We start from the raw sequence: 20691 nt of genomic DNA on the forward strand, positions 1-20691 counted from the left end.
AGTTGGGGCGCCCCGTGACCCGGGGCGCCCCAACTGCTTTTTCCGTGCCGCTCGTTACTTCCGCGTCGTCTGCCGCAGCTGCCGTACGGCCTTGCGGACAGCCGGGTGCCTGCGCAGCGCCTCGGCGCGGACCGGGCTGCCGCCGGGCAGGCGCAGGCTGGTCAGGCGGCGGCGCTTGAAGTAGCGCTGGTACTGGGCCAGGTTGGCGCCGAGCCAGGCGGTGACCTCGTCGCGCAGGGCGTGGTGCTTGCGGGACTGCATGCAGAAGCCGACGCTGCGCACCAGCGGGGCCAGGTCCTCGGCCATGCCGGTCAGTTCGAGCGGGGAGCCCAGCTCGGCGTTCTCTGCGTCGGGCAGGGCCGCGTCGATGATGGTCAGCGGGATGCGGTTGCTGTTCTCGTACGGCGTGATGCGTTCGAGGAGCAGGTCGGTGCCGACGCGGGCGACGGGGATGCCGTAGAAGGCGGCGGCGGTCATCAGCGCCGTGGAGAAGCAGCCGACGACCAGCTTCGGCTTGAGGTAGGCGAAGACGGTCTCGGCGAGGACGGGCTCGTTGAGCACCGTGAGCCGGACGTCGAGTTCCTTCGCCACCGCCTCCAGGGACTCGTTGAAGACGGCCGGTGCGCTCGGGTGCGGCTTGAACAGCACGTCACGGTGACCGGCCCGGGCGGCGGCGCGGAGGAAGCGGATGTGCAGCTGCTCCTCCTCGTCCTGGGTGATCAGGTCGATGGCCGAGAGGTACTGGCCGAGGAGGACGGCGGTGGGCGCGTTGTCCGCCGGGAGGCGCTCGGCGAGGATGCCGGCGCCGGACTCGCCTATCTGGGCTAGGACATCGACGATCGCGTCGTTCGGGACTGCCTCGGGCGGCACGCCGTACTCGGCGAGGAGCATGGGCTCAAGACCCGGCACCAGGTCCAGGTGCAGGACGCGCTTGATACGGCTGCTCATGCCGTGCGGGATGCGGTTGCGGGTGGGGCCGTAGCTCATCAGGCCGTCCGCGTACACATGGATCGGGCTGTCCGCGAAGATGTCGGCGACCGCGCGGGAGGGGTTGGCCTGGATGGACTCACAGGCGATCTCGACCGGCTCGTCGCCCAGGTTCCAGGCGAGGCGTACGGCCTTCTCCCACAGCAGGGTGTCCTGGCCCCGGGGCGACCAGCCGGCCGGGTGGTGCGGGGAGATGAACTCGTTCCAGGAGCGCACCTCGTCGAACTCGGGGCGCAGCTTCTCGAAGCCGGCCATCTTGTCCAGCGGGGTGCCGACCTCGGGGATGGCGGCGGTGTTGCTGACGACGAGGATGCGGCGGACGCCATCGCGGGGGCCGAACTGGCCGGCCCGTATGGCGGCGGTGATGGTCGCGGCCGCGTACTGCGTGGCCGAGAAGAAGATCTGGATCATGCCGCCACTCCCTTCATGCCACCCCGTATCCGGCGCAGCATGTACACGCGCTCCTCGCCCATCCCGACGAGGGCCTCTTCCAGCTCGTCCTCCGACATCCTGCCCAGTGCCTCGGCGGCCATCTGCTTCAGTCTGGCGGCGATGCTGCGTTCGAACCGGCCCCGGCTGAGCAGCTGGTGGGCGATGACGACGCAGTAGTTGCGCAGCGCCTTCTTGCGGAGCTTGCCCACCTCGGGGTCGTCGGCGAGTTCGGCGAGGACCAGGTCGAAGGAGCGGAAGAAGTCCAGCTGGCGGACGTCGCCGATCTGGGTGAGCGAGCTGGCCACGCCCCGGCGGTAGAAGACACCGCGCAGGCTGGCGACGGCGTAGGAGTCGGCCCTGCGGTGCAGGTCCCAGATCCAGGGGCGGTCCTCGGCGGTCTTCAGTCCGTCGTGGAAGCGCAGCATGCCCTTGTCGAGGAGGCGGCGGTGGTAGACGCCGGCCCAGGCGTAGGGGTAGTCGACCATGGTGGTGTCGTCGACGGGGAGGATCGAGGTGCGCGGGTCGAGCGGGGTGTGCCGGCGGCCCTCGGGGGCGCGGTGCACGGCGCGTTCGATTCCGGTGACCTGGACGTGGTCGGTGCGTACGAAATCGACGTCGAACTTCTCGATGGCGTCGACCAGATCCGCGAGATAGCCCGGGGCCAGCCAGTCGTCGCCGTCGAGGAAGGTGAGGTAGCGGCCTTCCGAGGCGTCGATGCCGGTGTTGCGCGCGGTGGCCAGTCCGCCGTTCTGCTCGTGCCGTATCACCCGGCTGTTCCTGAGTCTCTTCGTCAGCGTCAGCAGCGCTTCATATGTCTTGTCCTTGGTGGACCGGTCCTCGACGAAGATGAACTCGAAGTCGTCCCGTTCGTTGTTGACCAGGCTGGTCACGGTCTCGGGTACATACGACTCGATGTTGTAGCAGGGGACGATCACGGACAGTGACGGGGGGCGGTTGGTCACGCGTACACCTGGGCTCTCTCCGGGACGGATCCCTGCGACCGTAGGAGACGTTCGACGCCGGACATCAACTCCCCGCCAACCACCAGGTGAACGAAAAGTAACGGTCACCTGATTTCGTACTGCGTTCCGATCCCGGCGACCACCAGCGCCAGCCCTTCCTCGAAGTGTGCCTCGTAGTCGGCGAAGATCTCCGCGCCGGCCCGGGCCGACAAGGGGAAGTCGGCCATCATCCGGGCGCGTTCGGCCATGTCGTAGCCCTCCCGGCGCTCACCGGCCATGGGCTGCACGCCCTGTTCCTCGGTGACGAAGCCGAGGGTGTAGAAGTACGTCGTCGAGGTCGCGCGGACCGCCTGGGCGAGGGTGAAGCCGGCGGCGGTGAAGACGCGCAGGGTGTCCTCCATCTGCTCGGCGTGCACGATGCCGGTGAAGCGTGAGCCGCTGAACACCTTGGCGCCGTCGCGGTAGCCGAGCAGGGCCGCGCGCAGTCCGCGATTGGACTTCAGCAGCCGCTCCCGCCAGGTGTCGTCCGGGTCGAGGGGCGTCCCGGCGATCATCCGGCGGTACATCTCGGTCGCCATCTCGTCGAGCAGGGCCTGCTTGTCCTTGAAGTGCCAGTACAGGGCCGGTGCCTTGACGTCCAGTTCCCGGGCGATGGCGCGCAGGGTGAGGCCGTCGAGGCCGACGTCGTTCAGGAGCCGCAGGGCCGTGTCCGCGACGCGGCCGCGGTCGAGGGGTGCTCGTCGTTCCGTGGTCACGCTTGACAGCTTAACGCCGTTAAGGGCACTCTCGTCATCGAAGGCACTTAACAGCGTTAAGGAGAAATGCCATGGATACGGCTGCTATGTACACGGACGTACTGATCGTGGGCGCGGGTCCGACCGGTCTCGCGCTCGGTGTCGACCTCGCCCGGCGCGGGGTGGACGCGCTGGTCGTGGAGCGGGCCGAGGGACTGTTCCCCGGCTCACGCGGCAAGGGGATCCAGCCGCGCACGATGGAGGTCTTCGACGACCTGGGTGTGCTCGACGCGATCCGCGCGGCCGGCGGCGGCTATCCGGTCGGAATGATCTGGCAGGACGGGCAGCGGGTCGGCGAGCACCAGATGTTCGACCCGGCCGAGGTGACCGAGGACTCGCCGTACTCCGAGCCGTGGATGGTCCCCCAGTGGCGGACGCAGCGGATCCTCTTCGCACGTCTCGAGGAACTGGGCGGGAAGGTGGCCTTCGGCCGGGAGGCCGTGGGGTTCACCCAGGACGCGGACGGGGTGGACGTGGACTTCGCGGACGGCGGGAGCGTCCGCGCGCGGTACGTCGTCGCCGCGGACGGCGGCCGCTCGGCCGTGCGGCGGGCCCTCGGCATCGGCATGACCGGGGAGACCGTCGACCCGTACCCGACGCTGGTGGCGGACGTCAGGATCACCGGCCTGGACCGGGACAACTGGCACATCTTCCCGCCCCGCGACGGGCACGACGACTTCCTCGCGATCTGCCCCCTCGCGGGCACCGAGGACTTCCAGGTCGCGGCCCGCTTCCCGGAGGGCACACCGGTCGACCTCTCCCTGGAGGGTGTGCGCGAGGTCATCGCCGCGCGCTCCCATCTCGCACCGCGGGATGTCACCGAGGTGCGGTGGGCCTCGAACTTCATGCCTCGGGCCGCCCTCGCGGACCGGTTCCGGGACGGGCGGGTGTTCCTCGCGGGGGACGCCGCGCACGTCCACTCACCGGCCGGCGGGCAGGGGCTCAACACCAGCGTGCAGGACGCCTACAACCTGGGGTGGAAGCTCGGCGCGGTCCTGCGGGACGGGGTGGACGAGGCCCTGCTGGAGACGTACGAGGAGGAGCGGCGGCCCATCGCCGCGAGCATGCTCGGGCTGTCGACGAGCGTGCACCGGGGCGAGGTGCGGCGCGGGGAGGCGACTCGCCAGCTGGGCCTCGGGTACCGGGAGTCGAGCCTGACGGCGGAGACCCGGCGGGCGCCGGGTGCGGTACGGGCCGGGGACCGGGCGCCGGACGGTGTGCTGGACGGCGTACGGCTGTTTGACGCGTTTCGGGGGCCGCATTGGACGTTGCTCGCCGTCGGTGTTGCGGCGCCGGAGCTGCCCGAGTCGGTTCGCGTGGTCGGCGGAGCGGTGCAGGAGTCGTACGGGGCGGGGCTGTTCCTGGTGCGGCCGGACGGCTACGTGGGCTGGGCCGGTGACACGGGCGACGGGCTACCGGGGTATCTCGCGCGCGCCGGACTCTAGTCAGGAACCGGCCAGCGACAGCTTCACCGCGAAGCCGAGGAACAGCGCTCCCGCCGCCGAGGTCGCCCCCGCCGACAGCCGCTTGCGGCGCCGGAAGGCACTGGCCAGCCGGGTGCCGCTGAATATCAGGGCGGTGAGATACAGGAAGCTGGCGAGCTGTGCGAACGCCCCGAGGACGACGAACGACAGCGCGGGATAGGCGTACCCGGGGTCGACGAACTGCACGAAGAAGGCGACGAAGAACAGGATCGCCTTGGGGTTGAGGAGACTGATGACGAAGGCACGGCGATAGGGCCGCTCGTCGGCGACGGGCTCACCGGCCGCCTCGGCCGCCTGCTCACGCCGGGTCCGCCACATCGCCCAGGCGGCCCGCATCATGCCTATCGCCAGCCAGGTCAGATAGCCGGCGCCCGCGTACTTCACGATCCCGAACAGCACGGCGTTCGCCTGGAGCAGCGAGGCGACCCCGGCCGCGGACAGCGTCATCAGCACGGTGTCCCCGCACCACACGCCGGCCGCCGCGGTGTACCCGGACCGGACGCCGCGCCGGGCGGCAACGGACAGCACATACAGCGAGTTGGGGCCGGGCAGCAGGACGATCAGGACAAGTCCGGCCAGATAGGTGGGGAGATCGATGACACCGAGCATGAGAAGGAGTGTCGCACGCGGCACTGACACTCCACTCCGGTGGTGCTGAACCCGCTGTTCAGAAGACGTCGGACGGGACGTACGTCCCCCAAACCTCCCGCAGCGCGTCGCACACCTCGCCCACGGTCGCCCGCGCCCGCAGGGCCTCCTTCATCGGGTACAGCACGTTGTCCTCGCCCTCGGCGGCCTTCCTCAGGGCCGTCAGGGCCGCGTCCACCGTCCGACGGTCGCGCTCGGCGCGGAGGTTCGCGAGGCGCCGGCACTGCTGGGCCTCGATGGCGGGGTCGACGCGGAGGGGTTCGTAGGGTTCCTCGGCGTCCAGCTGGAAGCGGTTGACGCCGACGACGACGCGCTCGCCGGAGTCGGTCTCCTGGGCGATCCGGTAGGCGCTGTGCTCGATCTCGTTCTTCTGGAAGCCGTGCTCGATGGCCGCCACCGCCCCGCCGAGGTCCTCGACCCGCCGCATCAGCGCGACGGCCGCCGCCTCTACGTCGTCCGTCATCCGCTCGATGACGTAGGAGCCGGCGAAGGGGTCGACGGTCGCGGTCACGTCGGTCTCGTAGGCCAGCACCTGCTGGGTGCGCAGCGCCAGCCGCGCGCTCTTGTCGGTGGGGAGCGCGATCGCCTCGTCGAAGGAGTTGGTGTGCAGGGACTGGGTGCCGCCGAGGACCGCCGCAAGGCCCTGGACCGCGACCCGTACCAGGTTCACCTCGGGCTGCTGGGCGGTCAGCTGCACCCCGGCGGTCTGGGTGTGGAAGCGCAGCATCAGCGACTTGGGGTTCCGCGCGTCGAACTCCTCCCGCATCACCCGTGCCCAGATCCTGCGCGCCGCACGGAACTTGGCGACCTCCTCCAGGAGGGTCGTACGGGCCACGAAGAAGAAGGACAGGCGGGGCGCGAAGTCGTCCACGTCCATGCCCGCCGCCACCGCCGTGCGGACGTACTCGATGCCGTCGGCGAGGGTGAAGGCGATCTCCTGTGCGGGGGACGCGCCCGCCTCGGCCATGTGGTAGCCGGAGATCGAGATGGTGTTCCACTTCGGGATCTCGGCCCGGCAGTACTTGAAGATGTCGGCGATCAGCCGGAGCGAGGGCTTGGGCGGGAAGATGTACGTGCCGCGCGCGATGTACTCCTTCAGCACGTCGTTCTGGATCGTGCCCGTCAGGCGATCCGCGCTCACGCCCTGCTCCTCCGCGACCAGCTGGTAGAGGAGCAGCAGCAGGGCCGCGGGGGCGTTGATCGTCATCGACGTCGACACCTTGTCCAGCGGGATCCCGTCGAACAGCACCCGCATGTCGTCGATCGAGTCGATGGCCACGCCCACCTTGCCGACCTCGCCGTGCGCGAGCGGGGCGTCGGAGTCATGGCCCATCTGGGTGGGCAGGTCGAAGGCGACCGACAGTCCGGTGGTGCCATGGGCGATGAGCTGCCGGTAGCGGGTGTTGGACTCGGTCGCCGTGCCGAAGCCGGCGTACTGGCGCATCGTCCAGGGACGGCCGGTGTACATGGAGGGGTACACACCACGGGTGAAGGGGTACGCGCCCGGGTCGCCCAGCTTCTCGGCCGGGTCCCAGTCGGCGAGGGTCTCCGGCCCGTAGACCGGCTCGATGGGCAGTCCGGACTCCGACTCGCGCGTCATGGTGTGCCTCCCATGGACCGTTCCCTCCTGGGTCCCACCATGCCGTGTAGTTCGCGACCGGTCACGCCCGGGGAACATCTCAGGTGACATCGGTGTGGTCGGGGTGAGACGCCGGGGGGCGGGGATGCGTATCAGGGGCATGAGGAGAACGGCTGCGGTGTGCGCCTCGGGCGCCGTGCTCGCGGTGCTGTGCGGGTGCACGGTGCAGGGCTCGGACGGTGAGCGGCACTCGCCGATCCGGATAGAGCTCCCGGACGGCACACCGTCGCCGAAGTCGGCGCCGCCCGACGACAAGCCGGGCGCGACGACCCGGGCCCCGGCGCCCGCCGTGCTGTGGGAGCGCGGCGACACCGGCCGTGACATCCGTGAGCTGCAGGCCCGGCTGCGGCAGATCGCCTGGCTCTTCGACGGGCCGACCGGGACGTACGACGACCTGACCGAGCAGGCGGTCGAGGGCTTCCAGGGCAAGCGCGGGCTGCCGAGGACGGGCCGGACCGACGAGGTCACCTGGCAGCGGCTGCTGAAGATGACGCGCGAGCCGGGCAAGTGGGACCTGTATCTGATGGGCGGGCAGCCCGCCGACCCGCCGGACGCGCGGTGTCTGACCGGGCGGGCCCTGTGCATCAGCAAGGAGAGCCGGACCCTGCGCTGGATGGTCGACGGGCGGACGGTCCTGACCGTGCCGGTGCGGTTCGGGTCGGAGTACACACCGACCCGGGAAGGTGTGTTCAGCGTCTACTGGAAGTCACGGCACCATGTGTCGACGCTCTATGACTCACCCATGCCGTACGCCATGTTCTTCAGCGGCGGCCAGGCGGTGCACTTCTCGTCCGACTTCGCGGCCAGGGGCTACGCGGGTGCCTCGCACGGCTGCGTCAATGTGGCGGACGAGCGGGCGATCGCGGAGATGTTCGCCCAGGTGCGGAACGGCGACAAGGTCGTCGTCCACTGGTGAGGCGCGGATGTGACGTCTGGATATGGGGCGCGGGCGGGACCGGGGGAACGTGTCCCGCCCGCGCCGATGCACGAGCCGCAGGTACGGGGGGAACCCCGGCTCTGTGCGACGGCCGATGACCAGTCGGCTCACTCTCATCAGCGCCGGTGCGGCCGAAAACGTCACTCACCCGGGCGAGGAATTTTCCTCGAGTTATAAAACCGCAGGTCAGGGGCGTGCGCCGGGAGAGCTCGCGGCCGTACGCGCAGCTCAGCGGGCGGCGCTGTGCGACAGGACCGGGGCCGCGAGGAGGGCCAGGGAGCCGGGCACGGTGGACGGGAGCCGCGCGGCGCCTTCGGTACGGCGGCCGTCGCGGCCGTGGTGACGGCGGGAGCTGTCCTCGTCGTCACCGCGGCCCTTGTCCTTGTGCCTGCCTCTGTCCTTGTCCTGGTCGTCGTCGTCCTTGCCGCGGCCCTTGTCCCGGCCCTCGTCCTCGTCGCCGTCGCCGTCGCGCTGGGACCGGGTGCTCTCACCGGCGGCGGCCAGGAGGTTCTTGCAGTACCTCCACACGCGCGTGGAGCTGCCGGCCGCGTTCTCCAGGGTGCGGCGGCGGTCGCCGGGCAGCGATCTGCCGTCGCGGACGTCACGGCAGTAGGAGGTGACGGCTTTGCGCCAGCCGCGGGACTCGTCGCGGTCCCCGGAGGTGGAGTCGCGCTGCGCGGCGGGGCCGCCGGGGTCCGCCGGGTCCGGGGAGGTGCCGGGGTCGTCCGGTGCTTTTGAGCCGCCCTCGGGTGTGGGCTCGTCCTGCCCGCCGATCTCGGGGGACGGCGAGATGAGCGGCTGTTCCGTGGGCGCCGGCGCCGAGACGGTGGCGGCCGGGCGGGCCGGCTGGTCACGGTCGAACGGCGTGGGCAGGACTCCGGTTCCGGCCGCGACCGCGACACCGCCGACCATGCCGACGGCCAGCGCGGCGGCGAGACCGAGCCGTACGGGACGGGCCCAGCGGGGGCGGCGGGTCGCGCGGGCGGGGCCGCCGATGTGGACGAGGCCGACGTCGGGGGCGTCGGAGGCGGGCGGTCCAGGGCGGTCGGCCATGAGTGCCGAGGCGTCCTGACGGTCCGTGCGCGCGGCGCGGAAGGCGGCCAGCGCGGCAGCCTCTCCGGGGAGTTCGTCGCTGGTCAGCGCGGGTTCGGCGGTCAGTGCCTCAAGTGTCTTGGCGAGCCGGTCGGCCTGGTCGCGATCGGCGGCGTCGACAGCCTCCAGTGACTCTCCGCTCAGCAAACGCTCCGCCGTTTCGCGGTCCAGCCACCCGTACAGCTCGTCGGCCATCACACATCCTTCTGCGTCCGCGAGCGCATATGCGTCACACTCGCGGACGTCACCGCACGGCCGTGCGGTTCTCGCTGGGGAGGCAGGGCATCGAGGACCCCGGTGGATTCCGGATCGTCGCCGAGCAGTTCGGCGAGCCGCTTCAGACCGCGGTGCGCGGCGGTCCGTACGGCACCCGGCCGCTTGCCGAGCGTCTCCGCGGCCGTCTTCGCGTCGAGCCCCACGACCACGCGCAGCACGACGGCCTCGGCCTGGTCCTGCGGGAGCCGCGCGATGAGGGAGAGGGTGCCGTCGGTGGCCAGGGCCTCCATGGCCTCGCCCGCGGTGTCGGACTCGGCGGCCTTCCCGGTCAGCTCCGTCTCGTCGCCGCCGATCGCGGGACGACGCCCGCGCATCCGTATGTGATCCAGCGCCCGGTTACGGGCTATTCGCGCCGCCCACCCCCGGAAGCGGTCCGCGTCCCCGCTGAAGCGCTCCAGGTCACGCGCTATCTGCAGCCATGCCTCCGAGGCGACGTCCTCGGCGTCCGGGTCGCCGACCAGCGTCCGCACGTACCCGAGCAGCCGCGGGTGCACGGAGCGGTACACAGTCCGGAACGCGGTCTCGTCCCCGTCCTGTGCCGCAAGCACCGCGGCGGTCAGCTCCGCGTCGTCCCCCAGCACTGCTACCTCAATTGGTGGTTGCGGTTCCGAGACCGCAGGTCGTTGCGGTGGTCATACACCCTCCGCGTCCGGCGCGAAAGGCACGTTACGGCCTGAAAGCGCTGCTCGTCCATGTCCGTACAACGTGCAACTACCTGGAATCCGGTAAGAGCTCCGCGCGGGTGTGACAGAAAACGCAGTCATGGCGCTGTAGAGAGTACGGGCCGCCGCGCGGCCCGTGCCGCGCGACGGCCGGGGCCTCTCCTGTGGGGGGTGGCGGCCCCGGTCGTCTCCGCGGTTCACCGCCTCTGAGCCGGTGCTTTGCGTGGATTCCGCGACCAGCGCGTGACCAGCGGGTCAGACACTTCATGTGCTGTCCGCCGGGCTTCGTTCGCGGTCACACAGTGCGGAAGCCGGAGCCGCTGGTCGTTGCCGCCTCAGCGAGCCCACTGGCGAACATCACAGTCGGAAAGGGTTCTCGCCCGAGAAGGGCGAAAAGTACCTTGGACCGCTGATCAGCATGTTCTTCTTGTGTGCGAAAGAGGCTTCGCGGTGGGACGTCCCGAACTACCGGTCGACCCGGCGGCCGGTCCCGTGCAGCGACTCGCCCACGATCTTCGGGAGCTGCGCCGCTCGGCGGGTGGCGTGTCGTACCGGACCATGGCGAAGAAGGCCGGCTTCTCGGTGACGACCCTGGCGAAAGCCGCGAGCGGCGAGCGGCTGCCGTCGCTGGCCGTGCTCCAGGCGTATGTCCAGGCATGCGGCGCCGACCCCGGTCCCTGGGAGGCACGGTGGGCGGAGGCCGAGGCGCTGGCCGGGGAGGAGAGGCAGGAGGATGCCGACGCCGCCCCGCCCTACCGTGGCCTCGCGCGTTTCGAGCCGGACGACCGTGAGCTGTTCTTCGGCCGGGACCGGCTGATCGACGAGCTGAGCGAGCTGGGGTCCGGGTCCCCGTTCGCCGTGGTGTTCGGGGCGTCGGGCAGCGGCAAGTCCTCCCTGCTGCGGGCCGGTCTGATTCCCCTGCTGCGGGAGAAGATCGCGCAGCAGGGGCGTACGGCGGTGCTTCGCATCCTCACTCCGGGAGCCCGGCCCGCCACCACCTACGGCCATCTGCTGACGCCCGAGGCCGACGAACCGGAGAGCTGGGTGGTGGTCGATCAGTTCGAGGAGGTCTTCACCCTCTGCCGCGAGCGCGCCGAGCGTGACCGCTTCCTCGACCTTCTGCTCGCCGCGCGTGACCCGGGCAGCCGACTGCGCGTGCTCATCGCCGTACGGTCCGACTTCTATGCGCGGTGCGCCGAGCACCCGCGACTGGCGGAGGCGCTGCACGGGAGCGGGCTCCTGGTCAGGCCGATGACCGCCGACGAACTGCGCGAGGCGGTGATCGGTCCCGCGCAGGCGGCCGGGCTCATCGTGGAGCGGACACTGACCGCGCGGATCGTCGAGGACGTGCTCGACGAGCCCGGCGGACTGCCGATGCTGTCCCACGCCCTGCTGGAGACCTGGCGGCGGCGCAAGGGACGGATGCTGACCCTGGCCGCGTACGAAGCGGCCGGCGGGGTGCGCGGCGCGATCGCGGCGAGCGCCGAGGAGGCGTACGGGGAACTCTCACCGGCGCAGGCGCACGCCGCCCGGCACCTGCTCCTGCGGATGGTCGAGCCCGGCCAGGGCAACGCCGACACGCGCCGCCCGCTCGGCTGGGAGGAAATGGCCGGGTGGGAGGACCCCGAAGTGCGGGCCGTCGCCGGGCGGCTGACCCGGGCCCGGCTGCTGACCAGCGACGACGACGGAGTGCAGCTCGCCCACGAGGCGCTCATCAGCTGCTGGCCGCGGCTGCGCGAGTGGATCGACGCGGACCGGGAGCGGCTGCGCCACCACCGGCAGCTGACCGACGCCGCCCGCACCTGGCTGGAGCACGACCGCGACCCGGGCACGCTCTACCGGGGCACCCGCCTGGCGCGGGCCGAGGAACTGTTCGCGGGCGAGGACCGCGGCTACGACGGTCTGACGTCCGAGGAATCGGCCTTCCTCATCACCGCCGCGGAGCAGCGGGCGGAGGAGGAGCGGGCCGCCACCCGGGCCCGGCGCCGGAGCCGCACGCTCACGGCCTCGCTCTGCGCCGTGCTGGCGGTGGCCCTGGTCGTCGGCCTGACCGCCGTACGACTGCGTCAGGACAGCGAGAAGCAGACCACCGACACGGCGGCCCGCCGGGTGGCCGCGGTCGCCGACGCGCTGCGTACCACCGACCCGCGCACCGCGATGCTGCTCGGCGTCGCCGCATGGCGCATCTCTGAGCTGCCGGAGTCCCGCCGAGCCCTGCTGGGCGCGCTGGCCCAGCCCGAACTGGACAACTTCACCGACCCGGCGCCCGGTGACACCCCGGCGCGGTTCCTCGACGCCTCCGGGCGCACTCTGCTCAGCACCAGCGACAACACCACCTGGCGGAGGTGGGATGTGGGCACTCACCGCCGTATCGCCTCGGGGCCGGTCCCTCACGGGGCGATACTCGGCGCGGGTCCGGGCGGCCGGGTGCTCCTCATCTCGGCCTCCAACAGGACCCAGCGGCTGTGGGACACCAGAGCGGGGCGCTGGATCGGGGGTCCCCTGTCGCTCGGAGACACCGTGCGCTTCGGGGCGAGTGGCCGCAATTACCTGGTGACGAGCATGTTCGACGACCGGGCTGGGCTCTACTCCCTCACCGACGGCCATCTGGTCTTCCGGACCCCCTCGGCCGGCAGCGGGGAGCGCGCCGCCGCGGCGGCCGACGACGACCGGCTGCTGGCCGTCTGCCCGCCCGGCCGGGCCCCGCAGGTCTGGGACACCTCCGCGCGCAGGGTCCGGTCCGGTGCCTGGACGAGCGCTCGCGGCGTCTGTGGTGACGACACCTTCCTCAGCCTCACCGGCGGCCGGCTCATCGCTCTCACCGGGGGCCGGGTGCGGGTATGGGACACCACGTCGGGACGAGAGCTCGCCGACGTCGCCCACCCGGGTGCCCTTTCGGCCGTCGTGAGCGCGGACGGCTCATTTCTGGCGACCGGCGGCGGCCAGGAGATCAGAGTGTGGCGTCTGTCCAAGGGCGGCGCCCCCGTTTTCCGGCACTCCTTGGACAACGAGTCGCTCTCCGGTCTCGCCTGGGACTCCTCGCGGCCCCTGCTGCGGTACCTCGAAGGAGGCACGGTCCACACCCTCGACCTCACCACGACGCTCACCCGCGCCTGGCGCAAGTCTCCGCTCGCCGGGGTCCGGCTCAGCCCCGACGGCAGGACGCTCGCCACCGCCGAACGTATCGGTGACCGCTACGTCTTCCAGCTGCGGAACACGCGCGACGGCCGTCTGCTGCGCACCCTGCCGTCCCCGTCACGTTCCTTCTTCCGCCCCGGCAAGCGGACGGTCCCCGGGGAAGTCACCGAGCCTTTGCTGTCCTTCAGCCCCGACGGAGGCACGTTCGCGTACGGAATCTCCGCCCCCTGGGACACGGCGCCTCAGCGTCTGACGGTGTGGGACGTGGCCGCCGGACACGCGAGGACCACTGTGGACCTGGCGACGGCGTCCACGACGTCCACGGACGCGATCGCCTTGGGACCGGGCGGTCGTACGCTCCTCACCGCGCGTTTGACCGAAGAGGGCTACTTCAACGAGACATGGGACACCGCGCGGCAGCGCAGGACGGCGCTCCTCCCCGGCCCGGGCGGGCGCACTCTGGCCGTCAGCCGGGACGGCGAACTCCTCGTGACCGACAACCGCGTCGTCCGAGCGGGCCGGTCCCACGTCCAGGACCTCGTCCAGCACGACGGCATCGAAGAATTCGCCTTCGCCCCCGACGGCTCCCGCCTGGCGGCCGGCGACGGGACCGGGCGGGTGGCCATCTGGGACGGCGACCTCCGGCACCGGGCGGGCATCCTGAGGAACGTCTTTCCGGCGCCCGTCGATCCGTCCTCCGACTCAGCCGAGGCGATCACGGCTCTCGCGTTCAGTCCGGACGGCAGCACGCTCGCCGTGGGCGGCAACGCGGGCACCGTCCAGCTCTGGGACATCGCAACCCAGCAACCTCTCGGTCCTCCTCTGCCCACCCCCGGTGAGAGCGTCGACACCCTCGTCTTCAGCCCGGACAGCACCATGCTGTACGCGGGCGGCGAGCACGTCCCGCTCCAGCGGTACGTCGTGGATCCGGACCGAGCGGTATCCCTCGTCTGCTCGCGTGCCGGGAACACGGAGCTGACCCGGGCGCAGTGGCGCACCTATGTTCCGGACCGGCCGTACCGGCGGGTCTGCCCCTGACCGGCTCCGTGGATCATGAAAGCGGCCGCCCCAGCCGGGACTCGTGTTCGCGCCGGCTGTCCCCGTGGAGAGGGGGTCAGCGCGAGGGCCGGTCTAGTGGCGCATCAGGCCGACCTGCTGTGCGGTGACGAAGACGTTGGACCCGTTGTCCATGCCGTTCGCGATGCGGTTGGCGATGGGGCGGAACCGGGAGGCCTCGGTGATGGCGATGATGTAGCGCAGCATGCCGCGCGCCTGCGCGGTGCGGTCGGTGCCGCGGATGCCGAGGTCCCTGAGGCTCTTCTCAAGGCTGGACTCGCTCAGGTCGACGGCGGTCAGTGACTGGTCCGCGACGCGGGCGAGAGCGTCGTAGCCCTCCTTGCCGAGGAACCAGTTGTCGTCGGTGGCGTCCTCCTTGTCGGGGGCGTCGGAGGCGAGGTTCAGGACGAAGTCGTGCGGGGTGTCGCTGGAGAAGAACCGCACGACGCAGAAGTCGCTGAGCCGCACGATCGCATGCACCGCCGGGGTGTGGTTGCCGCTGCTGATCACAATGTCGGCGAAACTCTGGGCCGAGGTCTCGGCGAGGTTCCGCAGCTGGTCGAGCATGGCCAGATAGGCGCCCGAGCCGCGGTTCATGCCCCAGCGGACCTGTGGGAAGTCGACGTGTTTCTTGCCGGCGACGGTCCCGGCGTTGATCGTCACATGGTCCGCCGCCGTCGAGACGGATGTGTCGGTGTCCCGGGACCCCAGCATGAGCACCAGGAATCCGAGAAGGACGGACAAGGCGACCGCGATGAGGACGCTGGTGGGCATGGTGTGCTCCGGTTGTACGACGTGCGGCGATGTCACGACCGACGCTCACAGCCGGGAGGTTGTTTGGCAGGTCCCTTTTGCCGCCGCATACAATTCCGGATGATCGAGTTTCACATTACTTGCCAGAATATGGGGCTTTTGTCGCTTCGCGCCTCAACCTTACGAGCTCGCCGCGCGGCGCGGTATCGACACCTTCGAGCAACCTCTGGCAGGCGACACGCTGGTGCAGGACCCACGGGCGTACGGCCGCCGCCCGGCAACCTGCTCGATACCCCGCCCGCCCCGCGCACGTTTCGCTCGCGCAGCAGCTGATGCCGGCGACCGGCGGAAGCGGCCATCCCGTGGGGCCTTGCCGCCCCCGCCGCACGGCACGCACCGGCTAGACATTGAAGCGGAACTCGATCACACGCACCCCGCCCTGCAGGACGTACTCCTCGGCCTCCAAGCGGGCCCTCCTACCAGCGGCTCAGTCGCCGGAAGGGCCGGTCAGCGCCTCGATCAGCTGCCGGGCCCGGGTGTCCTCGCTCAGGAGGGCCTCCACCAGGGGGCCGGTGCCCGGGTCGGTCGTACGCTCCAGGTTCGGAACCGTGGACTCGCCGACGTACTGCTCGACGGGCCGGAGGTCGGGCACGAGGTGGACGCGATCACCGGCGGTCAGCGCGCGGTGGACCGAGGCGTAGTCGATGCCCAGGCGGGCCAGTCGCTCGCCGGCCGCGTAACGGGTGTCCGGGCCGGGGGTGCTCTCTCCCCTCAGATGCGGGCACCGGAGCGCGACCTCGTGGGTGGCCAGGATCGCGAGCAGGACGTGCTCGGTGCCCACCGTGCCGTCACCGAGCCGACGTGCCTGCTCGTAGGTCTCCCGTCCGACCCAGCCGGCGGGCAGCGAAGCCCAGTTGACCCCGCTGGATCTGATCAGCCATCGCATCCAGAAGGGCTTCAGCCGGTAGTGGCTGCGGCCGAGGAGCACGTCGCGGGTGGCGTGCAGCAGAGGGTCGAGGTCGTCCTCCCCGCTCCCGGAGCCACCGTCGAGGCGTGCGCTCACAGCATGCGGTGAGATGCCGCAGTCGCCCAGCAGCTCCACGGCGCGGTTGTCCTCCGCCAGCAGTCCCCGCAGCAGCTGCCCGGCGCCGAACTTCGCCGTGTCCTCCCGCTCGGCGTGCCTCATCGCGGCGGTCAGCGCTCGGGCGGCGGCACCCGTGAAGCGGATGCGCTGATCACCGTCGTCGCCCAGGAGGTCCTCCGAGGCGACGCTGTCCTCCGCGTCGTCGTCGGCGCTCCACGCGCCATCCCTGTGCATCCGGTCCCGCAGCAGCGTCAGCAGGACGGTCCTGGTCGCCCCCTCCGCCGCGAGCGCCTCACGCGCCGGACCCTTGGTCGTGGTGATGCCGGCCAGGAGATGCTCGGTGCCGATGGCCCCCTCGGCATCCCCTCGCGCGCCCCGGGCGGCACCCAGGATCCCCACGATGCTCCAGTCGGGCGCCTTGATCGCTTCCATGCGGTCCACGGACCTTCCCCTCCCTGCCGGCCTGCACAGCAGCCTCCCCGACCGGGGTGCGAGACCGCGTCGCTCCGGAGAGGGATCCGCCCCTGCGCCCTGAGAACCACCTCGCGCGTCGCCGGTGTCACCGGAAGGACGACAACCGGCGGTGTCCGGGGTCAACTTCCGGGTACCTGTTCGCCGGGCAGACGGTGCACTCCCTCGTCCTGGAGGTCCCCGACGAGGAGCTGCTGGGGCACACCGACCGACAACGTGGCCGACGTGATGTTCAGCCTCGTCACCAACACGCCCGTCGACATCGGCCTGACCAAGGACAGCGTCACCGCCCGCCCGACCGGAGCCTTCCCCTACCTCGCCCCGGCCGCCTGACCGGCCACGCGTCCGGCGCTCCGGTCAGCCGTCGAAGCGGCCGCGCGCATCCTCGATACGGCCCAGGTACTGCTGGGTCCATTCGCAGATCGCGTCGACGGTGGCGCGCAGCGCGCGGCCCGGTTCGGTGAGGGTGTACTCGACCCTCGGCGGCACGGTGGGGTACACCGTCCGGTCGACCAGGCCGTTGCGCTCCAGCATGCGCAGGTTCTGGGTGAGCATCTTGTGGCTGATGCCCTCGACCTCACCGCGCAGCTCGCTGAAGCGCAGGGTGCCCTCGCCGAGTGCCTCGATGATCAGAAGCGCCCATTTGTTGGCGACGTCCGAGAAGATCTCCCGCGCCAGGGAGTCGACCCGCCGCAGGTCGGCGTCCGGCGGCAGATCGTTGAGCTGCTGCTTGGTCACCATCTGGTTCCTCGGTTTCCGAAAAGTGCGTTCTTCCAGGTCAGCCTTCACTCTCCTATGGTTTCCGAGTCACCACAAGAGAGCACATCGAAGAGCACACCTTCGAAGAGCGCACCGGAAGGACGGGCACCATGACCACCATCGACGTCTTCCACCACGACGTGCCGGCCGAGGACGACTTCGGCTACTCGCAGGCGATCAAATCCGGCGAGCTGATCCATGTCTCCGGGCAGCTCGCGCTCGACGAGTCGGGCGAGTTCCGCCACACGGACGACTTCGCCGGCCAGCTCCAGCTGACGTACGCCAACACGGACAGGATCCTGGACCACTTCGGAGCCACCCGGAACCAGGTGGTCTCGCAGGTGCTGTACGTGGTGGACCTGCGACACAACGCCCCCGCGACGGCCGAGGGCAATCGGGCGTACTTCGGCGGCCATCGCCCGGCCAGCACGGTCCTCGGCGTCACCGAACTGACCTTCCCCGGCCAGGTCGTCGAGATCAGCTTCGTCATCGACACGAAGCTGCCCGCCTGAGGAGATGACGAGGATTAGAGTGAGTGTGATGGCCGTCACAATGCCCTCCCGGCCCGGAGGTAGCGATGCGTCCCACCAGCCCCACCAGTCCCACCAACCTCACCGCGGAGTCCGCTGAATACGTCGGCGCCCGCGAGGAGCTGCGCCAGGCCGAGGTCGAGCTGATGCGTCACCGGGAACGCGTCGCGGATCTGCGGCGCCGGCTGCCGCGGGGCCCTGTCGTCGAGGACTACGTGTTCGAGGAGGGCCCTGCCGATCTGGACGCCGGTGACGCACCGGTGCGGACCGTGCGGCTGAGCGAACTGTTCACCGGGCCCGGCCGTGAGCTGGTCGTCTACCACCTGATGTACGGCAAGAAGGACACCGAGCCGTGTCCGATGTGCACGATGTGGTGCGACGGGTTCAACGGCGTGGCCCACCACATCGCCCAGAACGTCGACTTCGTGATCGTCGCCGCCGCCGACCCGCCCGCCCTCCGCGCACACGCCCGCAGCCGTGGGTGGAGCAGCCTGCGCCTGCTCAGCGCCGGGGCCGGCACCTTCAAGTACGACCTGAGCAGCGAGGACACCGACGGCAACCAGGACTCGACGGTGTCCGTGTTCACCCGTGACGCCGACGGCTCGGTGCGCCACTCCTACTCCGTGCACCCTCGTATGGCCGACGACATCGACGAGCGCGGCATCGACCTGCTCACCCCCGTGTGGCACCTCCTCGACCTGACCCGCGCGGGCCGGGGCGAGTGGTACCCGACGCTCGACTATCCCGCCTTGGGCGGCCGGGGCTGATCGGGCCGTACCGAGAACGCCGTGTCGCCCGCCACGGCCACGATCGCGTCCTTGACCAGGACGACGCTCGGCAGTCGCTTCTCCGCCGAGGACCCGGGGTCGTCCAGCTTGTCCGTGGTCCAGCGGACGGCGCCGGTGGCGCGGTCGAGGGACAGCAGCCGGCCGTAGCGGTTGGCGAAGTAGAGGGTGTCGTAGGTCGTGGACCTGGTGGGTGCCGAGAGGTTCTCGACCTGGGTGCTCTTCTGCCACAGCCGGTCGCCGTCGGCGGCGTCGATCGCGGTGACCGTGCCGTCGGGGCGGACGAAGTACACGGTGCCGTCGAGGAGATGGGGGGTGCCCTGGACCGTGCTCTTCAGGGGCACTCGGGTGAGGGTTCCGGTGTCCGGGTCCATGGTGAGGAGGGCCGAGTACGGGGCGTCGAGTCGGTTGTCGTCGGCGGCGTCCGGGGTCGTGAGCGCGGCGAACAGCGGCCGGCCCGCGACGGAGCCGAGCGGTTGCGCCGTCTGGGGCAGCGGATCGAGTTCGCGTGGGGTGCCGTCGGCGGGGTCGAGGCGCAGGAAGCCGATCTTGCCCCGGAAGGGGTCGTTCGCGTCCGTGCACAGGGCGTAGGGGGCGTCGGCCTGCGCCAGCGGGGAGCAGCCGGTGCCCTGCGTCGACTTCGCCGGCGTACGCCACAGATCCTTGCCGGTCGCGGCGTCGAGGGCGACGAACTCGCTCCCGCCCTCCGGCATCGCCAGGACACCGCCGCTGAACAGGGCCGCGGGATGGCCCGCGTCGACGGTGCGGGTCCAGACCTTCTTGCCTGTGTCGGCGTCGAGGGCGACCAGTCGCTGGGGCGCGTAGAGCGCGTCCTCGTCCGGCGGCAGCGCCACGTACACGAGTCCCTTGCGGACGCCGAGGGGCCGCTCGGCCGCCTGGCTGTTGTCACCGAACCGCCACCGCACCCGGCCGGTCGCGGCATCGATCCGCGCGACGGTGAAGCCGGTCCCCGCGCAGTACACGGAGGTCCCGGCGGCCACGCAACCGGAGTCCACCGTGTCCACGTTGACTGCGGTCGATTCCTCCTTGACCGCCTGGGTCAGCCCGGTCCGCCAGGACCGCCAGCCGGCGGGCAGCGCCGGAGCGGCGGCGGCACCCGACGCGGCTTCCTCCTTGCCGTCGGTCCCGTCACCGTCCGACGCGAAGTGGTACGTCGTGGCGCCCGCGACGACGACGGCCGCCAGGGCACCGGCGGCGAGGACGAGCCGACCCGGTCGGCGGCGCTTCCCGGCGGACCGCGTCCTCGCACGCCCGCCGGCCGCCACGCGGTTGCCCCATGCGTCCGCCGTGTCCTGACCCGCCGGGCGGGATTCGGTGGGCGTCTCGGCCGGAGGCAGCGGCGCGGCGGTGTCCGGCATCGCCGAGAACAGCCCCTGGAGCTCGCCGAGTCCCGGCCGCCGGTGCGGGTCCTTGTCCAGGCAGCGCTCGACGATGGAGCGCAGCGGCTGCGGGGTACGGCCCAGAGCGGGCTGCTCGTGCACGATCCGATAGCCCGTCAGATACGGGCTGTCGCTGTCGAAGGGGCCTTCACCGGTGGCCGCGTACACCAGCAGCGACCCCAGCGAGAACACATCGGACGCGGCGGTGACATCGCGGGGCGAGGCGAACTGCTCCGGCGACATGAAGGGCGGCGTGCCCATCAGTCGGCCGGTCACCGTGAGGGCCTGGTGATCGGCCGCGTGCGAGATGCCGAAGTCGATGACGCGCGGCCCGTCCTCGGCCATCAGGACATTGCCGGGCTTGAGGTCACGGTGCACCACGCCCGCCCGGTGGATGTCCCGCAGCGCCTCGACCAGGCCAAGGGCCAGCAGCCGCAGCTCCCGCCCGGCCAGCGGCCCCCCTTCGGCCACGGCGCTGCCGAGCGTACGGCCCGGCACATAGAGCGTCGCCATCCATGGCTGCTCCGCGTCGGGGTCGGCGTCCACGACGGGCGCGGTGAACGCCCCACTGACCCGGCGGGCGGCGGCGACCTCCTGGCGGAATCGGGTACGGAACTCCTCGTCCTGCGCGTATTGCGCGTGCACGACCTTGAGCGCGACCTGCCGCCCCGAGGGCGATCGTCCGAGGTAGACGACTCCCATGCCGCCGCTGCCGAGCTTGCCGAGGACCGCATAGCCACCGACGAATCCGTGGGCCCCGGGCTCCCCGACGTTCACCGGTATCGACGACACGCTTCCCAAC

At 71.0% G+C, this 20691-nt stretch carries 16 protein-coding genes; 5 read left to right on the plus strand and 11 right to left on the minus strand.

Annotated features, from left to right (window positions below):
• Positions 1-54: 54 nt before the first annotated feature.
• The 3 genes from IE325_RS25510 to IE325_RS25520 all read right to left on the minus strand — a co-directional run bounded on the left by IE325_RS25510 (position 55) and on the right by IE325_RS25520 (position 3136).
• Positions 55-1398 (minus strand): polysialyltransferase family glycosyltransferase, encoded by a 1344-nt coding sequence (locus IE325_RS25510; RefSeq protein WP_190072389.1) that lies wholly within the window; start codon positions 1396-1398, stop codon positions 55-57.
• Entirely contained in the window at positions 1395-2381 is a 987-nt protein-coding gene (locus tag IE325_RS25515; RefSeq protein WP_190072390.1) for a glycosyltransferase family 2 protein, read from the minus strand. The genes IE325_RS25510 and IE325_RS25515 overlap by 4 nt, the downstream gene beginning before the upstream one ends.
• 104 nt (positions 2382-2485) lie before the next feature.
• Complete coding sequence (locus tag IE325_RS25520; RefSeq protein WP_190072391.1) at positions 2486-3136, minus strand: TetR/AcrR family transcriptional regulator C-terminal domain-containing protein; 651 nt, start codon at positions 3134-3136, stop codon at positions 2486-2488.
• Positions 3137-3222: 86 nt separating this feature from the next.
• Between IE325_RS25520 and IE325_RS25525 the strand changes: the two genes are divergently transcribed.
• Positions 3223-4620: an FAD-dependent oxidoreductase gene (locus IE325_RS25525; protein WP_190072594.1), complete on the plus strand. Its 1398-nt coding sequence runs from the start codon at positions 3223-3225 to the stop codon at positions 4618-4620.
• Here IE325_RS25525 and leuE read toward each other — a convergent pair whose 3' ends face one another.
• Positions 4621-5268: a leucine efflux protein LeuE gene (leuE, locus tag IE325_RS25530; RefSeq protein WP_190072392.1), complete on the minus strand. Its 648-nt coding sequence runs from the start codon at positions 5266-5268 to the stop codon at positions 4621-4623.
• 58 nt (positions 5269-5326) lie between these two features.
• Positions 5327-6907 carry an acyl-CoA mutase large subunit family protein gene (locus IE325_RS25535; protein ID WP_190072393.1) on the minus strand — a complete coding sequence of 527 codons (1581 nt, stop codon included), beginning with the start codon at positions 6905-6907 and terminating at the stop codon, positions 5327-5329.
• Positions 6908-7046: 139 nt separating this feature from the next.
• Here IE325_RS25535 and IE325_RS25540 point away from each other — a divergent pair, with 139 nt between their 5' ends.
• Entirely contained in the window at positions 7047-7862 is an 816-nt protein-coding gene (locus IE325_RS25540) for a L,D-transpeptidase family protein (protein ID WP_190072394.1), read from the plus strand.
• A 249-nt stretch (positions 7863-8111) separates the two neighbouring features.
• On the opposite strand, the gene IE325_RS25545 is transcribed toward IE325_RS25540, so the two are convergent.
• Both IE325_RS25545 and IE325_RS25550 read right to left on the minus strand, forming a co-directional pair.
• Positions 8112-9170, minus strand: a complete 1059-nt coding sequence (locus IE325_RS25545; RefSeq protein ID WP_190072395.1) for a hypothetical protein — start codon at positions 9168-9170, stop codon at positions 8112-8114.
• Positions 9170-9832: an RNA polymerase sigma factor gene (locus tag IE325_RS25550; RefSeq protein ID WP_190072396.1), complete on the minus strand. Its 663-nt coding sequence runs from the start codon at positions 9830-9832 to the stop codon at positions 9170-9172. The genes IE325_RS25545 and IE325_RS25550 overlap by 1 nt, the downstream gene beginning before the upstream one ends.
• Positions 9833-10363: 531 nt before the next feature.
• On the opposite strand from IE325_RS25550, the gene IE325_RS25555 reads away from it, so the two are divergent.
• On the plus strand, positions 10364-14089 hold the full coding sequence (locus IE325_RS25555) for an nSTAND1 domain-containing NTPase (protein WP_190072397.1): 3726 nt from the start codon (positions 10364-10366) through the stop codon (positions 14087-14089).
• Between the two features lie 93 nt (positions 14090-14182).
• Here IE325_RS25555 and IE325_RS25560 read toward each other — a convergent pair whose 3' ends face one another.
• From IE325_RS25560 to IE325_RS25570, 3 genes are all read right to left on the minus strand, one after another.
• Positions 14183-14881: a ribosome-inactivating family protein gene (locus IE325_RS25560; RefSeq protein ID WP_190072398.1), complete on the minus strand. Its 699-nt coding sequence runs from the start codon at positions 14879-14881 to the stop codon at positions 14183-14185.
• A gap of 466 nt (positions 14882-15347) precedes the next feature.
• The gene (locus IE325_RS25565) at positions 15348-16376 is read right to left on the minus strand and encodes a Clp protease N-terminal domain-containing protein (protein ID WP_190072595.1); all 1029 of its coding nucleotides are present in this window, start codon (positions 16374-16376) and stop codon (positions 15348-15350) included.
• 396 nt (positions 16377-16772) lie between these two features.
• Entirely contained in the window at positions 16773-17156 is a 384-nt protein-coding gene (locus tag IE325_RS25570; protein ID WP_190072399.1) for a winged helix-turn-helix transcriptional regulator, read from the minus strand.
• Positions 17157-17284: 128 nt separating this feature from the next.
• Between IE325_RS25570 and IE325_RS25575 the strand changes: the two genes are divergently transcribed.
• Both IE325_RS25575 and IE325_RS25580 read left to right on the plus strand, forming a co-directional pair.
• Positions 17285-17686 carry a RidA family protein gene (locus IE325_RS25575; protein WP_190072400.1) on the plus strand — a complete coding sequence of 134 codons (402 nt, stop codon included), beginning with the start codon at positions 17285-17287 and terminating at the stop codon, positions 17684-17686.
• A gap of 65 nt (positions 17687-17751) precedes the next feature.
• Positions 17752-18471, plus strand: coding sequence for a DUF899 family protein (locus IE325_RS25580; RefSeq protein WP_190072401.1), 720 nt, complete (start codon positions 17752-17754; stop codon positions 18469-18471).
• Here IE325_RS25580 and IE325_RS25585 read toward each other — a convergent pair.
• Positions 18444-20681, minus strand: a complete 2238-nt coding sequence (locus IE325_RS25585) for an outer membrane protein assembly factor BamB family protein (RefSeq protein ID WP_308437677.1) — start codon at positions 20679-20681, stop codon at positions 18444-18446. The two genes, IE325_RS25580 and IE325_RS25585, sit on opposite strands and share 28 nt — an antisense overlap.
• Positions 20682-20691: the final 10 nt, after the last annotated feature.

The sequence above is a fragment of the Streptomyces lanatus genome (assembly GCF_014655715.1).
Classification (GTDB): domain Bacteria; phylum Actinomycetota; class Actinomycetes; order Streptomycetales; family Streptomycetaceae; genus Streptomyces; species Streptomyces lanatus.

Bases quoted from the DNA above. Each gene is read 5' to 3' on its own strand.
- IE325_RS25510 (WP_190072389.1), bottom strand. From the start codon at position 1,398: ATGATCCAGATCTTCTTCTCGGCCACGCAGTACGCGGCCGCGACCATC.
- IE325_RS25525 (WP_190072594.1), top strand. From the start codon at position 3,223: ATGTACACGGACGTACTGATCGTGGGCGCGGGTCCGACCGGTCTCGCG.
- leuE (WP_190072392.1), bottom strand. From the start codon at position 5,268: ATGCTCGGTGTCATCGATCTCCCCACCTATCTGGCCGGACTTGTCCTG.
- IE325_RS25535 (WP_190072393.1), bottom strand. From the start codon at position 6,907: ATGACGCGCGAGTCGGAGTCCGGACTGCCCATCGAGCCGGTCTACGGG.
- IE325_RS25540 (WP_190072394.1), top strand. From the start codon at position 7,047: ATGAGGAGAACGGCTGCGGTGTGCGCCTCGGGCGCCGTGCTCGCGGTG.
- IE325_RS25545 (WP_190072395.1), bottom strand. From the start codon at position 9,170: ATGGCCGACGAGCTGTACGGGTGGCTGGACCGCGAAACGGCGGAGCGT.
- IE325_RS25560 (WP_190072398.1), bottom strand. From the start codon at position 14,881: ATGCCCACCAGCGTCCTCATCGCGGTCGCCTTGTCCGTCCTTCTCGGA.
- IE325_RS25565 (WP_190072595.1), bottom strand. From the start codon at position 16,376: ATGGAAGCGATCAAGGCGCCCGACTGGAGCATCGTGGGGATCCTGGGT.
- IE325_RS25570 (WP_190072399.1), bottom strand. From the start codon at position 17,156: ATGGTGACCAAGCAGCAGCTCAACGATCTGCCGCCGGACGCCGACCTG.
- IE325_RS25575 (WP_190072400.1), top strand. From the start codon at position 17,285: ATGACCACCATCGACGTCTTCCACCACGACGTGCCGGCCGAGGACGAC.
- IE325_RS25580 (WP_190072401.1), top strand. From the start codon at position 17,752: ATGCGTCCCACCAGCCCCACCAGTCCCACCAACCTCACCGCGGAGTCC.